The organism is Collimonas arenae (genome assembly GCF_001584165.1).
In the GTDB taxonomy this organism is placed as follows: Bacteria; Pseudomonadota; Gammaproteobacteria; order Burkholderiales; family Burkholderiaceae_D; genus Collimonas; species Collimonas arenae.
This window is the reverse complement of the sequence record NZ_CP013233.1, coordinates 4,144,762-4,160,924: the sequence shown is the minus strand read 5'-3', so window position 1 is coordinate 4,160,924 and position 16,163 is coordinate 4,144,762. Positions and strand designations below refer to the sequence as shown.

The 16,163-nt window shown below is 56.3% G+C and carries 14 protein-coding genes and 1 pseudogene; 11 read left to right on the top strand and 4 right to left on the bottom strand.

Annotation, left to right across the window (positions count from 1 at the left end; translation table 11 throughout):
• The first annotated feature begins 43 nt into the window (after positions 1 to 43).
• A complete protein-coding gene (locus CAter10_RS19070; protein WP_061534662.1) occupies positions 44 to 1,738 on the top strand; it encodes a long-chain fatty acid--CoA ligase in 1,695 nt (564 codons plus the stop codon).
• A 123-nt stretch (positions 1,739 to 1,861) separates the two neighbouring features.
• On the opposite strand, the gene dgoD is transcribed toward CAter10_RS19070, so the two are convergent.
• The 3 genes from dgoD to CAter10_RS19055 are packed head-to-tail and all read right to left on the bottom strand — an operon-like array spanning position 1,862 to position 4,727.
• Positions 1,862 to 3,010 carry a galactonate dehydratase gene (gene dgoD / locus CAter10_RS19065; RefSeq protein ID WP_061534661.1) on the bottom strand — a complete coding sequence of 383 codons (1,149 nt, stop codon included), beginning with the start codon at positions 3,008 to 3,010 and terminating at the stop codon, positions 1,862 to 1,864.
• A 52-nt stretch (positions 3,011 to 3,062) separates the two neighbouring features.
• Positions 3,063 to 3,692, bottom strand: coding sequence for a 2-dehydro-3-deoxy-6-phosphogalactonate aldolase (locus CAter10_RS19060; RefSeq protein WP_061534660.1), 630 nt, complete (start codon positions 3,690 to 3,692; stop codon positions 3,063 to 3,065).
• 27 nt (positions 3,693 to 3,719) lie between these two features.
• Positions 3,720 to 4,727: a 2-dehydro-3-deoxygalactonokinase gene (locus CAter10_RS19055; RefSeq protein WP_061534659.1), complete on the bottom strand. Its 1,008-nt coding sequence runs from the start codon at positions 4,725 to 4,727 to the stop codon at positions 3,720 to 3,722.
• Positions 4,728 to 4,870: 143 nt separating this feature from the next.
• On the opposite strand from CAter10_RS19055, the gene CAter10_RS19050 reads away from it, so the two are divergent.
• A complete protein-coding gene (locus CAter10_RS19050; protein ID WP_061534658.1) occupies positions 4,871 to 5,704 on the top strand; it encodes an IclR family transcriptional regulator in 834 nt (277 codons plus the stop codon).
• An 8-nt stretch (positions 5,705 to 5,712) separates the two neighbouring features.
• Here CAter10_RS19050 and CAter10_RS19045 read toward each other — a convergent pair whose 3' ends face one another.
• Positions 5,713 to 6,120, bottom strand: coding sequence for an acyl-CoA thioesterase (locus CAter10_RS19045; protein WP_061534657.1), 408 nt, complete (start codon positions 6,118 to 6,120; stop codon positions 5,713 to 5,715).
• Positions 6,121 to 6,186: 66 nt separating this feature from the next.
• Here CAter10_RS19045 and CAter10_RS19040 point away from each other — a divergent pair, with 66 nt between their 5' ends.
• From CAter10_RS19040 to CAter10_RS19000, 9 genes and pseudogenes are all read left to right on the top strand, one after another.
• Positions 6,187 to 8,070: an ABCB family ABC transporter ATP-binding protein/permease gene (locus CAter10_RS19040; RefSeq protein WP_061534656.1), complete on the top strand. Its 1,884-nt coding sequence runs from the start codon at positions 6,187 to 6,189 to the stop codon at positions 8,068 to 8,070.
• Positions 8,071 to 8,131: 61 nt separating this feature from the next.
• Positions 8,132 to 9,111: pseudogene (locus tag CAter10_RS19035) on the top strand (LysR family transcriptional regulator).
• 218 nt (positions 9,112 to 9,329) lie between these two features.
• On the top strand, positions 9,330 to 10,616 hold the full coding sequence (locus CAter10_RS19030) for a Glu/Leu/Phe/Val family dehydrogenase (protein ID WP_061534655.1): 1,287 nt from the start codon (positions 9,330 to 9,332) through the stop codon (positions 10,614 to 10,616).
• A gap of 320 nt (positions 10,617 to 10,936) precedes the next feature.
• Complete coding sequence (locus tag CAter10_RS19025; protein ID WP_082797989.1) at positions 10,937 to 11,782, top strand: amino acid ABC transporter substrate-binding protein; 846 nt, start codon at positions 10,937 to 10,939, stop codon at positions 11,780 to 11,782.
• Positions 11,783 to 12,057: 275 nt separating this feature from the next.
• Positions 12,058 to 13,005 (top strand): amino acid ABC transporter substrate-binding protein, encoded by a 948-nt coding sequence (locus CAter10_RS19020; protein ID WP_061534653.1) that lies wholly within the window; start codon positions 12,058 to 12,060, stop codon positions 13,003 to 13,005.
• Between the two features lie 146 nt (positions 13,006 to 13,151).
• Positions 13,152 to 13,904: an amino acid ABC transporter permease gene (locus CAter10_RS19015; RefSeq protein WP_061534652.1), complete on the top strand. Its 753-nt coding sequence runs from the start codon at positions 13,152 to 13,154 to the stop codon at positions 13,902 to 13,904.
• Positions 13,905 to 13,906: 2 nt separating this feature from the next.
• On the top strand, positions 13,907 to 14,602 hold the full coding sequence (locus tag CAter10_RS19010; RefSeq protein WP_061534651.1) for an amino acid ABC transporter permease: 696 nt from the start codon (positions 13,907 to 13,909) through the stop codon (positions 14,600 to 14,602).
• Between the two features lie 77 nt (positions 14,603 to 14,679).
• Positions 14,680 to 15,405 (top strand): amino acid ABC transporter ATP-binding protein, encoded by a 726-nt coding sequence (locus CAter10_RS19005; protein WP_061534650.1) that lies wholly within the window; start codon positions 14,680 to 14,682, stop codon positions 15,403 to 15,405.
• 161 nt (positions 15,406 to 15,566) lie between these two features.
• Positions 15,567 to 16,085 (top strand): AAA family ATPase, encoded by a 519-nt coding sequence (locus CAter10_RS19000; protein WP_335340172.1) that lies wholly within the window; start codon positions 15,567 to 15,569, stop codon positions 16,083 to 16,085.
• Positions 16,086 to 16,163: the final 78 nt, after the last annotated feature.

The window sequence follows — 16,163 nt, the reverse complement described above, 5'->3', positions numbered from 1 at the left end:
AAAAAACAATGCATTTATAACAAGCAGAGACTAAAGGCAGAACATGGATAAATTTTGGCTCAAATCGTATCCTGAAGGCGTGTCGACCGAGATTGACTACACTCAATATCAGTCCCTGGTGCAGTTGCTGGAAGAGGCGTTCCAGAAGTACGCGGCGCGCAATGCCTACGCTTGCATGGGTAAGTACCTGACCTACGCCGAAGTTGACCAGCTGTCGCGCAAAGTTGGCGCCTGGCTGCAAGCCAAGGGCCTGCAAAAGGGCGCACGCGTGGCCATCATGATGCCGAACGTGTTGCAATATCCGGTAGCGATCGCCGCCATCCTGCGCGCCGGCTATACCGTGGTCAACGTCAATCCGCTGTACACGCCGCGCGAGCTTGAGCACCAGTTGAACGACTCCGGCGCGGAAGCCATTTTCATCCTTGAGAATTTTGCCACCACCTTGCAGCAGGTGGTCGCGCGTACCAAGATCAAGCATGTCGTGGTGGCCAGCATGGGCGACCTGATGGGCGTCAAAGGTTTGCTGGTGAACCTGGTGGTGCGCCATGTCAAGAAGATGGTGCCGAGTTTTTCCCTACCGGGTTCGGTGCCGTTCAATACCGTCTTGTCGCAAGCTTCGTCAATGCAGCTGAAGCCGGTTGCACTGACGCCAGACGACGTCGCCTTCCTGCAATACACCGGCGGCACCACAGGCGTTTCCAAGGGCGCGACGCTGTCGCATCGGAACGTGGTGGCCAATGTGCTGCAGGCGGAAGCCTGGCTGTCGCCTGGCCTGGCCAAGGGGCCGAAGGTCGAGCAGCTGGCGTTTGTCTGCGCGCTGCCGCTGTACCATATTTTTGCGCTCACGGTATGCGGCATGCTGGGCATGCGCGAAGGCGCGTTGAACCTGTTGATTCCCAATCCACGCGATATCGCAGGCCTGATCAAGGAAATGTCGAAGTACCAGATCAATACTTTCCCGGCCGTTAATACGCTGTATAACGCGCTCCTGCATCACCCTGATTTCGCCAAGCTGGACTTCTCCGGTTACCGCGTTTGTGTCGGTGGCGGCATGGCGGTGCAAAAGGCGGTGGCGGACAAATGGATGGAAGTGACCGGTTGCCCGATCATCGAAGGTTACGGCTTGTCCGAAACCTCACCGATCGCCTGCGCCAATCCATGCACCATCACCGAGTACAGCGGCACTATCGGCCTGCCTTTGCCATCGACCGAGATCGCTATCCTGGACGATGCCGGCAACCCGGTTCCGCTTGGCCAGCCAGGCGAGATCGCGATTCGCGGTCCGCAGGTGATGAGCGGCTACTGGAACCGTCCGGATGAAACGGCAAAAGTCATGACGCCGGACGGCTTCTTCAAGTCGGGCGATATTGGCGTCATGGATGAGCGTGGCTACACCAAAATTGTCGACCGCAAGAAAGATATGATTCTGGTATCCGGTTTCAATGTGTATCCGAATGAAGTCGAGGGCGTGGTGGTGCAGCATCCTGGCGTGCTGGAATGCGCCTGCGTCGGCGTGCCGGATGAGCATGCCGGCGAAGTGGTGAAAATTTTCGTGGTGCGCAAGGATCCGGCATTGACGGCTGAGCAGCTGATGGCATATTGCCGTGAACAGCTGACCGGTTACAAGCGTCCGAAATATATCGAGTTCCGCACTGAACTGCCGAAGACGAATGTGGGCAAGATCCTGCGCCGCGAACTACGCGACGAAAAGCCGGTTGAGCAAAAGCAGGCGGCTTAATAGTTTGAACGAAGTGGCATCATGCCGGACGCCACGGTTGTGAAGTAAAAACCCCGGATGGGCCACAAGCACATCCGGGGTTTGTTTTTTTAGCGCTGCAGATCGGCGTTTTACCTTTCTAGGTCACCATTCAGCGAAACTGCCATCCTTGTGACGCCAGATCGGATTGCGCCAGCGATGGCCGATGGCGGCGCGTTCCTTGACGTACTCCTCGTTGATCTCGATACCGAGTCCTGGCCCTTGCGGAATGGTGACATAGCCTTTGTCGTAGGCAAACACGTCGGGATTTTTCACGTAGTCGAGCAAGTCGTTGCTTTCGTTGTAGTGGATGCCCAGGCTTTGCTCTTGGATGAAGGCGTTGTACGATACCGCATCGACTTGCAGGCAGGCCGCCAGTGCGATCGGACCGAGCGGGCAGTGCAGCGCCACCGCAACGTCGTAGGCTTCGGCCATGGTGGCGATCTTACGGGTTTCCGTGATGCCACCGGCATGCGAGACATCGGGCTGAATGATGTCGACATAGCCTTCGCTGAGGACGCGCTTGTAATCCCAGCGCGAGTAGAGCCGTTCACCAAGGGCGATTGGCGTGCTGGTCAGCGGCGCCAGTTCCTTCAGCGCTTCATAGTTTTCGCTGAGAACCGGCTCCTCGATGAACATCAGCTTGTACGGCTCCAGTTCCTTGATCAGGATCTTGGCCATCGGCTTGTGCACCCGGCCGTGAAAATCAACGCCGATGCCGATGTGCGGGCCGACCGCTTCGCGCACTGCGTCAACGTTTGCCAGCGTCGCCTCGACCTTTTCATACGAATCGACGAACTGCAATTCTTCTGTGCCGTTCATCTTCACCGCAGTAAATCCGCGCGCCACTGCGTCCCTGGCCGCAGCCGCGGTGTCGGCCGGACGATCGCCGCCGATCCAGGAATAGACGCGGATGCTGTCGCGCACTGGGCCGCCCAGCAATTGGCTGACCGATACGCCGAGCGCTTTACCCTTGATATCCCACAACGCCTGGTCGATGCCGGCCAGCGCGCTCATGTGGATTGCGCCGCCGCGATAGAAACCGCCGCGATACAGCACTGTCCAGTGGTCTTCGATATGGCGCGGATCCTTGCCGATGAGGTAGTCGGACAGCTCTTCGACCGCCGCCGCCACACTATGGACGCGGCCTTCCACCACCGGTTCGCCCCAGCCAACCACGCCCTCGTCGGTTTCGATCTTGAGGAAGCACCAACGCGGCGGTACGATGAAAGTGGTCAGTTTGGTGATTTTCATTAATGTTATCTCCTAGAATCCATTGCTGGCGTCGGGACGGGCCCGCACCCGGTTAATTTTTCTCTTGCGTCGCACACCAGGCGGCGACGAATTTGTTTGCATTATGGCCGACCTGCTCGGCGCTCAAGCCGGGTTTGTACAGCGCCGATCCCAGGCCGAATCCGGAAGCGCCGGCGCTGATGAATGTTGCCAGGTTGTCCGGCGTGACGCCGCCGACCGGCAGCAAGGCCACCTCGTGCGGAATCACGGCGCGCCAGGCCTTGACGACTGCGGGGCCGAGTTGCTCGGCTGGGAACATTTTCAACACATCGGCGCCAGCGGCGAGTGCGGCAAAGGCTTCCGTTACTGTGGCGACTCCCGGTGCGCATGCCAGTCCGGCCTGTTTGGCGGCAGCGATCACACTGGCGTCGCTGTGCGGCATCACGATGATTTCTCCGCCAGCTTGTTTGACGGAGACAACCTGATCCACTGTCAGCACAGTACCGGCGCCGACCATGCAGTCGGCAGGCAGGGTGTTGCGTAGCGTGGAGATGCTGTTGAAAGGTTCGGGTGAATTGAGCGGCACTTCGATGATCCTGAATCCGGCCTCGTACAACCTGACGCCTATCGCCGCTACTTCATGTGGCTGGACGCCGCGCAGGATGGCGATCAGCCCACATTGTTTCATTGCATTTTTTAGCATGGTGCGTTCCTGGAAATTGGGCGTATATCACACTGTCTTCAGCAAACCGGCGGTCAGCGCAAGCTGCCACAAGCCACGTTCGGTAGCCTGCGCCATGACGTCTGTTCGCGCAAAGCCATAGGCGCGCAGCACGCTTGCATAGCGCTCGCATAAAGCGGACTCGCCGACCAGGATGACGCGCGACGGCTGTCGCTCATGCTGTCGCAGCAGATCCTGCAACGCCGAGATTTCGTGGCCGATCAGTAGCCCCGACAGATACTCGCGCTGGCCGGTGCCATCCAGTTCGCCAGTCAATCCCAGCGTGCGCGTGCTGAATATGGTCGATAGTACGCCGGCACGGCCGGCGGCGGTTTGCGGCACCCGCAGGCCGCGCTCGAATGCGGTGGCGCTGGCATGTACGTTTTCCGTTGTTTGCATCCCGCGGCCGAGGATGGTGTGCCCGCAGAGCGCGGCAAATACTTCGCCGGTCATGAAGGTGTCGAAATGCGTTAGTTCGGCTTGTGCGTCTGTGCGCCGGATCTGCACCCATTTTGAATGCGTACCGGGCAAGCCGATCAGAATTTCATCCTGTAGCGTGGCCTGCTTGCCAAGTGCACTGAGGACGCCGACAACCTGGGTTTCTTCGCCGCGCATCACGTTCGGCAGCAACACATTCTGGATCAGGCCGGGCACGATGTGGATCAACTGGCCTTGGCGATTGCGGACGATGCTCAAGTTGCCGCCGATGTCTGCGACAGCGATCGGCACTGACAAATAGGGAGCTTCAAGCCATCCCTGGCGGCTGCCGACCATGCCCGCAGCGATCACCGGTGTGGCTGGCGCGGCTTGCAGCCAGTCGCCACAAGCCTGCTCGAAGGCCGCCTCGAAACCGTCTTTTTCGCCGGCACCAGCAACGGTTTCAGGCAATTGCATCACGCCCCACGGCAACGCACGCATTTCCAGGGTTTGTCCACCTGTCCCAAGCCGATATGCGCGTAGCGATGAGGTACCCCAGTCGAGGGCGATCAAGCGCGTTTGTTGCGAGGCTGGATGCATGAGTCTTGTCAGTTTGAAAATTGTCGGCGAAATTGCAGGGCAGAAGTAGCGTGGCGTACTTTATTCTGGCTGCAATTTTCTGTCAATATATGATATCGTGTCCCAATATGTGGGATTTTAATTGTTTTTGACAGGCACATGCAATGCGCAAAATACTCGATACGCTCGACTCCAAGGCCGCCAGTACACATACCGATGACCAAGCTACGGCGGCGCCAAGCGGCACCCAGACGCTGACGCGCGGCTTGGCAGTGCTGCAGGCAGTCGCTGGCGGCGCGCGCGATTTGAAAGAAATCGCAAAACTGCTTGGAACCACGCGCAGTACTACGCATCGGCTCGCAAGCTGCCTGGTGCAGGAGCGTTATCTGCGGTTTACGCCGAATGCCGGTTATGTACTGGGGCCGAAATTGATCGAGCTGGGCTTCCAGGCGCGTGACGAAGTCTCGCTGGCAGTGGTAGCGCGGCCCTATCTGGAACAATTGGCGGAGCAGTCTGGCGACACCATACACCTGGCTTTGCAGGATGATGATGACGTGCTGTACCTGGATAAGATACCAGGTAAGAAAGGCTTGGAAATGCGCTCGCGCGTCGGCCATCGGATGCCGATTGCGACCACCGGCGTCGGCAAGGCCTTGATGTTGGGCATGGATGAGGAAGATTGGAAAAGCTTGTATCAGAAACGCAGTTCGGCTACCAGCGTCGATACCTCGCGGCGGCTGCCGAAGCGCAGCTGGAGCGAATTTCGCGACCAGATGCGGCAGTACGCCAAAGGTGGTTATGCTTTTGATCTGGAAGACAATGAACCGTCGATACGCTGCGTGGCGGCGCCAATCTACGATGCCAGTCACGCGATAGTGGCTGCGATCAGTGTCTCCAGCACCGTGCCGTATATGCCGCTCAAGCGGATGCAGTCGCTGATCGCGGTGGTGCAAGCCGCGGCGGCCCGCATTTCAAGCGAGCTCGGCGCGGCCCGTTAGAGGGGTGTTCAGTTTGCTAGCGGCGGCAACTGGCGTGGCTTGCGATCTGAATCGGTAGCGACATAAGTCAGCGTCGCTTCGGTGACCTTGACGATTTCCGTCTGCAACCGGTTGCGCTCGGCATAGACTTCGACGTTGACCGTGATCGAGGTATTGCCGACCTTGACGATATCGGCATAAAACGACAGCAGGTCGCCAACAAATACCGGTTGCTTGAACAGGAACGAATTCACTGCAATCGTCGCGACACGGCCGTTGGCGCGGCGCGTGGCCGGCAGCGAGCCGGCGATGTCGACTTGTGCCATGATCCAGCCGCCGAACACATCGCCGTGGATATTGGCATCCGCCGGCATTGGCATTACGCGCAGTTGTGGCACGGCGCCATGCGGCAGTTTGTTGTCTTTTTGGTCAGTCATCTTTTATTTTCCCCGAGGGCTACAATTAACCTTCGTAGCTTAAACCATTCTTTCAGATTGTCATTCATGCGCCACCATTCTTCAGGTCCGTCGGACGCTGCTCCTGCCGGGGCGGCCGAGCCCAAACGCAGCGACTGGGCCACCATCAAGACCCTGCTACCTTACCTGTGGACGTACAAGTGGCGAGTCTCGCTGGCGTTGCTGTTCATGCTCGGCGCCAAGCTGGCCAACGTTGGCGTGCCATTAGTGTTGAAAAAGCTGGTCGACAGCATGACCATCACCGCCAGCCATCCGCAGGCGATGCTGGTCTTGCCGTTGGGTATCCTGGTGGCGTATGGCGCCCTGCGTTTGAGCACCACGTTGTTTACCGAATTGCGTGAGTTCGTCTTTGCTCGCGTTACCCAGCGCGCCGTCCGCACCATTGCGCTGCAGGTGTTCCGGCATCTGCATTCGCTGTCACTGCGTTTTCACCTGAATCGCCAGACCGGCGGCATGACGCGTGATATCGAACGCGGCACGCGCGGCATTTCGTCGCTGGTGTCATACGCGCTGTTCAGCATCTTGCCGACCCTGATTGAAATCTCGCTGGTGCTGGGCTATCTGATGCTGCATTACGACATCTGGTTTGCCGGCATCACATTGGTGGCGTTGGTCAGCTATATCGTATTCACGGTCACTGTGACCGAGTGGCGTACGCATTTCCGCCGCGCCATGAATGCACTCGATTCGAGCGCCAATACCAAGGCTGTCGATTCGCTGATCAACTACGAAACCGTCAAGTATTTCGGCAACGAAGAATACGAAGCAAGGCGCTACGACGACGGCTTGATGCGCTATGAAACTGCAGCCGTGAAATCGCAGACTTCCTTGTCGCTGCTGAACACGGGACAATCACTGATCATTGCGATCGCGGTAACGCTGATCCTGTGGCGCGCCACGCAGGGCGTGATCGACGGCAAGATGACGCTGGGTGACCTGGTGCTGGTCAACTCGTTCATGATCCAGCTCTATATCCCGTTGAATTTCCTCGGTGTGATTTATCGCGAGATCAAGCAGAGCCTGGCCGATATGGAGCGGCTGTTCCACCTGCTCGATGAGAACCGCGAAATCGCCGATGCCGAAGGCGCACGGCCGCTGCTTACTGGCGGTGCCCAAGTGCGTTTTTCGCATGTCGATTTCAGCTACGAGAGCAAGCGCCAGATTCTGTTCGATGTCGATTTCACGATCGCCGCCGGCACCACCACTGCGGTGGTCGGGCACAGCGGTTCCGGCAAGTCGACCTTGTCGCGCTTGCTGTTCCGCTTCTACGACATCAATAGCGGCCATATCACTATCGACGGCCAGGATTTGCGCGATGTCACGCAAGCCTCGCTGCGTCAAGCTATCGGCATCGTGCCGCAGGATACCGTACTGTTCAATGACAGCATCGAGTACAACATCGCCTACGGCAAGCCTGGCGCCAGCAAGGATGAAATCATCGCTGTCGCCAAGGCGGCGCATATTCACGATTTCATCGAGTCGCTGCCGGATGGCTATGATTCGATGGTCGGCGAGCGCGGCCTGAAATTGTCGGGCGGTGAAAAGCAGCGCGTCGCCATCGCCCGCACCTTGTTGAAGAATCCTGCGGTGCTGATATTTGATGAAGCGACTTCGGCACTCGATTCGAAGTCGGAGCAAGCAATCCAGGCGCAGCTGAAGGAAATCGCCAAAGACCGGACCACGCTGGTGATTGCGCATCGGTTGTCGACGATTGCCGACGCAGCGCAAATATTGGTGCTCGATCACGGCCGGATTGTCGAGCGTGGTACGCATGCCCAGTTGCTGGCGGCAAACGGCGCTTACGCGCAAATGTGGTTGCGCCAGCAGGCGCATCCGGAAGAGATTGGCAGCACGTCGCCGGCGCAATCCGACGCCGACGACTATCCCGACAACGTGGTGCGGATGGTGTAGCGGCACAACGCGCGTACCGATTTTCGATGCTGGAATTCCCGACTCGCGTTACGATAGCGGGATGGAAAGCAAATGGCTAGAAGACTTCATCTCATTGGCGGAAACCCACAGTTTCAGCCGCTCCGCAGAATTGCGTCACGTCACGCAGCCGGCGTTCTCACGCCGGATCCAATCGCTGGAGGCGTGGCTAGGCGCCGATCTGATTGATCGCACCTCATATCCGACGCGCCTGACCGCGGCCGGCGAAGTGTTTTACGAGCAGGCCTTGGAAATGCTCGGGCAGATCAACAATGCGCGTGCGCTGATGCGCGGCAAGCGGCCTACGGCGCTGAGCACGGTCGATTTCGCGGTGCCGCATACCTTGTCGCTGACCTATGTGCCGCGCTGGATACGGGTGCTGGAAGAGGGCTTCGGCCCCCTCAACACGCGCTTGCTGGCGCTGAATGTGCACGATGCGGTGATGGCGATGGTAGACGGCGGTTGTGATCTGCTGTTGTGCTACCACCATCCGCGCCAGCCAGTGCAGCTTGACACCGGTCGCTACGATTTGATTACGCTCGCAGCGAAGTGCTGCGCGCCTATGCGCATTGCAACAAGGCCGGTGTTCCTGACTACCTGTTCCCCGGCAGCGCCAGCGCGCCGTTGCCATTTCTGTCCTATACCAGTAATGCCTACCTCGGTCGCATGGTTGAGCTGATCCTGGCAGATTCGAAGAAGCCCTTGTACCTGGAAAAACGCTATGAGACCGACATGGCGGAAGGGTTGAAAATGATGGCGCTGGAAGGGCATGGTGTAGCGTTTTTGCCGGAGTCGGCGGTGACGCGCGAGGTCAAGCTGAAGCAGTTGGCGAGCGTTGACCAGGATGCGCCGGAGTGGGAAGCGACGATGGAAATCCGTTTGTACCGAGAACGTCCGACGGTGCAGAGGCCGGGCAAGCCGGTGGTGGCCAGGTTGTGGGCTTATCTGCTGCAACAGCAGGAAGCTGCGGCCAGGAGCAGTAAGCGTAAAACCGCTAATCCCGCTTCGAGTCCCATCTCGTAATCGTTCGATTGCCGTCAATCCGCGGCAGGAGTCCGCCGGGGAGATTCTTGCCGCCCGGATTGTATTATTCATATCAATGCAAAAAATGCATAGTTACATGCGCACAAAGCATTGGCTTTGCCCTGCGTCGTTGCCCTACGATCTGCGACTAGACCGATTTAGCCCCGGTGTAGTCTCCTTAAAAGGGGCCGGCCTGCAATCTCAGGAGCGCGCAAAGAATGACTATCAAGCATGAAGTCCCATCCTATCTGACGCAACATGGCATTGGTCCATGGGGCGACTATCTCGAACAAATTGACCGTGTAACTCCCTATCTCGGAAATCTGGCCCGCTGGGTCGAGACGATGAAGCGTCCCAAGCGGATCCTGGTCGTCGACGTGCCAATCGAGCGTGACGACGGTACCATCGCTCACTTCGAAGGTTATCGCGTACAGCACAACACTTCGCGTGGTCCAGGCAAGGGCGGCGTCCGTTTCCACCAGGACGTGACCTTGTCGGAAGTGATGGCCCTGTCGGCCTGGATGACCGTCAAGAACGCGGCAGTCAACGTGCCATACGGCGGTGCCAAAGGCGGTATTCGGGTTGATCCGAAGACCCTGTCGCAAGGCGAGCTGCAGCGTATGACACGCCGCTACACCAGCGAAATCAACATCATCATCGGACCGAACAAGGATATCCCTGCGCCGGACGTCAACACCAACGAACAGATCATGGCCTGGATGATGGATACCTATTCCATGAACCAAGGCAGCACGGCATCTGGCGTGGTGACCGGCAAGCCGATCTCCCTGGGCGGTAGCCTGGGACGGCGTGAAGCTACCGGCCGCGGCGTGTTTGTGGTCGGCTGCGAAGCGGCTGCCAAGCGCGGCTTGAATATCCATGGCGCCAAAGTTGCGGTGCAAGGTTTCGGTAACGTCGGCGGCATCGCTGCGCGTTTGTTCTCGGAAGCCGGCGCCAAAGTGGTGGCGGTGCAGGACCATATTTCCACAGTAGTGCGTTCCAGCGGCCTGGACGTGGCGGCATTGCAAGCGCACGTCAATGAAACCGGCAGCGTCGCCGGCTTCAAGGGCGGCGAAGAGATCAGCGATCGTGCGCAGTTTTGGGCAGTCGACTGTGATATTTTGGTGCCTGCAGCATTGGAGCAGCAAATCACCGTGGAAAACGCTTCGTCGATCCGCGCCAAGATCATTCTCGAAGGCGCGAACGGTCCGACCAGTCCAGCCGCAGATGACATCCTGCATGAAAAGGGTGTGTTGGTCGTGCCAGACGTGATCGCCAACGCCGGTGGTGTGACGGTCAGCTATTTCGAATGGGTACAGGATTTCTCCAGCTTTTTCTGGACCGAAGATGAAATTAATCTTCGTCTTACCCGGATCATGCGCGAAGCCTTTACGGCCGTATGGCAGTTGGCTGAAGAGAAGAAAGTCTCGCTCCGTACCGCGGCATTTATCGTCGCATGTACCCGCGTACTGCAGGCGCGCGAAATGCGCGGTTTGTATCCTTGATTGATGTTGCGTTATAGTCGAAATATTTTTCTCACGCGCAACTGGCATGCTACATCGCCAGTTGCGCGTATTTGCAATCTGGCTCCGGTAGAATCCGGGCCATTATTCCATTCGGCGACACAATTAAGTTGCCAAAAGAAAATAAATTGGCTGGCTTGAATATTGCATGTTTAAGCACGTCCATTGCATAAAAGATATTTCGACATCAGTAGCGCAAATTAACAGGAGAGTAATGTGGTGACTAGGGAATGTAAGGGACCGATCATGCCGTGTGGCGCAATTCCGGCTATGGCGTGGCGTTAGCGTTGTTGCTCAGTGTTATGGCGACAGCTGCCCGTGCCGAGGATGTATTGGCAAAAATACGTGATAGCAAGACGATTACACTTGCTTATCGGGAGGCTTCTTTCCCATTCTCCTATTTGGATCAGGACAAAAAACCGGTTGGCTATGCGATCGACTTGTGCCTCAAGATAGCTGATGCGGTCAAGCAGCAGCTAAAGCTGCCGCAATTGAATATCGCGTATGTTCCGGTGACTTCGTCCAATCGGATTGACGTGATTGCAAGCGGAAAGGCCGATCTGGAATGCGGTTCGACGACCAATAATGCGGAACGCCGCAAGCGTGTTGATTTCACTATCGCACATTTCATGGCATCGTCGCGCATGATCGTCCGAGTTGACGACAAGATCAAGAACTGGCCTGATCTGCGCAACAAGAAAGTGGTGACGACCAAGGGTACGACGAGTGTAAAGTCGCTGGAAGACCGCGGTCAGGTGCGTTCGCTGAACATGACTGTGCTGGAGGGCCACGATCACAACGAATCGTTCAAGATGGTGGAAGACAAGACTGCCGACGCGTTCGTGATGGATGACGTGCTGCTCTATGGCTTGAAAGCCACAGCCAAGAATCCTGCCGCCTATGCCATCGTCGGTGAGCCTTTGACTACCGAGCCGTATGCCATCATGCTGCCGAAAGGCGACCCGGCATACAAGGCGCTGGTTGACCGTGAAATGGGCCGCATCATTCACGATGGAGAGATTTACAAGCTGTACACCAAGTGGTTCCTGAGCCCGATACCGAATAAAAATAATCTTACGCTGAACATGCCTATGGGCTATCTTTTCAGAGAGTCATTGCGGTTTCCGTCGGATCAGGTGGGAAACTAATAGAGTGCGGAATAACGTTTAAGAGCCACCGCAGCGTGGCAAATTTGGAATGATTGAGCAAGAAATTGCAGTAACAAGGTGCGCATCATGATGAGGGGTGCATCATGATGTTCACTGTACCGAAGTAGAGAAATCGATGTAATTGAATGTTTTATAAAGTGAGGGAGATGAGTGTTTTTGGAGGAGTGGCAAGAATAAAAAATAAGCATCAGTTTAAGTCCGCTTTTGAAGCAGACATTTGTTAAACTATACAGATAATTTTTTCGGGAGTTGTTATGAAGTCATCAAAATTAGTTGTTGCTTTGGTTGGCCTGGGCATCATGGCTGGCGCCGTGCAAGCGCAAGAATTGACCGGTACCCTCAAGAAAATCAAGGACACCGGCACCATTACTCTGGGTGTGCGCGATTCGTCCATTCCCTTTTCTTATCTTGATGATAAGCAATCCTATCAAGGCTATTCGATCGACCTCTGCCTGAAAGCTGCAACTGCCATCCAGAAGCAACTGGGCATGACAGCGCTGAACGTCAAGATGGTTCCTGTGACTTCGGCCACCCGTATTCCGCTGATCTCCAACGGCACGATTGACCTGTCCTGCGACTCCGCAACCAACAACGCCGACCGCCAGAAGGTTGTTTCCTTCGCGCCGACCATGTTTGTTACCGCTAATCGTATCCTGGCCAAGAAATCATCCAACATTAAGACTTTGGATGACCTGAAGGGCAAGACAGTCGTATCGACTTCCGGCACATCGAACCTGAAGCAGATCACCATCCTGAATGGCGAGCGCAACCTCGGCATGAACATCCTGGCAGCCAAGGACCACGCTGAAGCGTTCCTGATGGTTGAAACCGGCCGCGCAGTGGCATTCGTGATGGATGACATCCTGTTGGCGTCGTTGGCTGCAAGCTCGCGCGCTCCTAACGACTACGCGATCACTTCGGAAGCCTTGTCGGTTGAGCCGTACGGCATCATTGAGCGTAAGGACGACCCTACCTTCAAGAAGGCAGTCGACACTGCATTGGCTACTCTGTACAAATCGGGCCAGGTCAATGACATCTACGCAAAATGGTTCTTGAAGCCAATCCCGCCAAAGGGTGTCAACCTGAACGTGCCAATGAGCCCGCAGTTGAAGGCTGCATTTGCCAATCCAACCGATTCTGGCGATCCAGCTGCGTATGCTGCCGTGCCTGAAGCGCAAAAACAATCTTCGAAGAAAAAATAAGATTGGCAATCTAGAGAACTGAATAGGGAGGCGAAAGCCTCCCGTTTTGTTTCTGGATTCGAATTGCTGCGGCGCACAAATTCATTGTTTGTGCGCCGGATTCAGACGGTAGCAGTGAGGATTTGAGTAATAAGAGGGGACTTAATATGCATTACAACTGGAACTGGGGCATCTTCTGGCAAGAGTCTCCCGACGGTGTCAGTACTTACATGGACACCTTGCTGGCCGGGCTGAAGTGGACGCTTGCGTTGTCCATCTCGGCCTGGATCATGGCGCTCATTATCGGTACGGTAATCGGTACGATTCGTACCATGCCGAACAAATGGGCGGTGCGCGTAGCCAACGGCTACGTTGAATTATTTCGTAACATCCCGCTGATCGTGCAGATGTTTCTCTGGTATTTCGTCATGCCGGAAATCGTCCCTGCGGGCATTGGCAACTGGCTCAAGAGCCTGCCAAACGCATCATTCGTCACAGCCTTCCTGGCGCTGGGTTTCTTTACGTCGTCGCGGATCGCTGTACAAGTCTCCGCTGGCATCAATGCACTGCCCCGTGGCCAAAAGCTGGCGGGTACTGCACTTGGCTTGACGTTGCCACAAACATATCGTTACGTATTGTTGCCGATGTCGTTTCGGATCATCATTCCGTCGCTGACCAACGAATTTGCAGCAATCATCAAGAACAGCTCGGTCGCATTGACGATTGGCCTGGTCGAACTGACCGCCGCCACCTACTCGATGCGTGAATTCACCTTCCAGACGTTCGAGTCCCTGACCGGCGCCACGGTGATTTACGTGATCATTTCAGGAATCGCCTTGTTACTGGCGCGCTGGCTTGAAAAAGCGATTGCGATTCCAGGGTTTATTGCCTCCGGCAGTGCGAATACAGGAGGTCATTAATCATGTTTTCGAATTTCGACTTTGATGTCATCCAGCGTTCCTGGTTCTACCTGTTCACCACCGGCATGAAGTTCACGCTGACGCTGACCGTGGTGGCGATGATAGGCGGCATTCTGTTCGGTACTGTGCTGGCAATGATGCGTCTATCGCACAACAAGGTGATCTCGTTCGTTGCTACCAGCTATGTCAACCTGATTCGCTCGGTGCCATTGGTGCTGGTGATTTTCTGGTTCTACTTCCTGGTGCCGTTCATCGGCGCCTGGATCACGGGTGCATCGCAACCGGTGCAGGTTGGCGCGTTTTCTTCGGCCCTGATCACGTTCATTCTGTTTGAAGCAGCTTATTATTGCGAAATCATGCGCTCCGGGATCCAGTCGATTCCACGCGGCCAGATTTCTGCCGGCTACGCGCTCGGCATGAATTACTGGCAGATGATGGGCAATGTGGTGCTGCCGCAGGCATTCCGCAACATGATCCCGATCCTGCTGACGCAAACCATCGTGTTGTTCCAGGACGTCTCGCTGGTTTACGTGCTGGGTTCGGTGCCGGACTTCGTTACCGTCGCCTCGAAGATTGCGCAGCGTGACGGCCGTCTGGTGGAAATGTACATGTTTGTCGCCGTGGTGTACTTCGTGATGAGCTTCGGTCTGTCGACGCTGGTCAAGAAGCTGCAGCAAAGGGTCGCGATTATTCGATAGTGTGCAGTGCGCCGCCCGATGCAGATCGCGGCGGCGCCTGACTTGCAAAACAGAATTCAGGAATTAGGAGAAACAAGATGATTAAACTTAACAACGTCAGCAAATGGTATGGCCAGTTCCAGGTTCTGACAGATTGCACCACGCAAGTGGCCAAGGGCGACGTGGTCGTGGTCTGCGGACCATCGGGTTCCGGTAAATCGACCCTGATCAAGACCGTCAACGGCCTTGAGCCGTTCCAGAAGGGCGAGATCATTGTCGACGGTATCTCGGTTGGCGATCCGAAAACCAACCTCTCGAAATTGCGTGCGCGCATCGGTATGGTGTTCCAGAATTTCGAACTGTTTCCGCATCTGTCGATCCGTGAAAACCTGACCATCGGCCAGGTTAAGGTGCTCGGCCGCAGCGTTGACGAAGCGACCGAAAAAGGTCTGAAATATCTGGATCGCGTCGGCCTGATCGCGCAGAAGGACAAGTTCCCTGGACAATTGTCCGGTGGCCAGCAGCAACGTGTGGCGATTGCCCGCGCGTTGTCGATGGATCCGATCGCGATGCTGTTCGATGAACCGACTTCGGCGCTCGACCCGGAAATGATCAATGAAGTTCTGGACGTCATGGTTGGCCTGGCGCAAGAAGGCATGACCATGATGGTGGTAACGCATGAAATGGGCTTCGCCAAGAAGGTAGCGAATCGCGTGGTCTTCATGGACCGCGGCTTGGTGGTGGAAGATTGCACGAAGGAAGAGTTCTTTGGTGCACCGCGTTCCGACCGCGCACGCGATTTCCTGGCCAAGATCATTCACTGATCCGTGTTTTTGCAGGACAAGAAGCCGCCTGGGATAATCTCCCGGCGGCTTTTTTATTGATCGCAATTCGCGTATTGGCCTCGTGGCATGGGCACATCTGCCGCAATTCAGGCCGGCCTCCGCGGCTGCTGTAAAATGTCGCACAACAAACCTGCCGCAGTATGATGCTTTCCATTAAACCCTATCTCCGCAGCCTGAAGCTCAATCCCGACATGGCGATTGATTTCGATGCCTATCCGTTCAACATTCCGGCTGTGCAGGAGTTGGAACAGATCGATTTTCATCCTGAAGTCACATTCCTGGTCGGTGAAAATGGCGCTGGCAAATCGACTTTGCTGGAGGCGATCGCTGTTGCATGGGGATTCAACGCCGAGGGCGGCACCCGGAATGCGAATTTCTCGACCGCGGACGCCCATTCAGATCTGCATCGTTACCTGCGGACGGTGAAAAGCTTCAAACGCCCCAGAGCCGGGTACTTTTTGCGTGCCGAAAGCTTCTTCAATTTCGCCACTTATGAGGAAAACATGGATGGCGGCCAGCATCCGTCATACGGCGACAAAGGGTTGCATCGGCAATCGCACGGCGAATCGTTCCTGGCACTGCTGCAAAACAAATTCCAGCCCGATGGCTTCTACATGCTGGACGAGCCGAGGCCGCGCTTTCGCCCAATCGCCAGCTGACGGCGCTGGCGATCATTCATAAACTGGCGCAAAATCGCTGCCAGTTCATTATCGCCACGCATTCGCCGATTCTGCTGG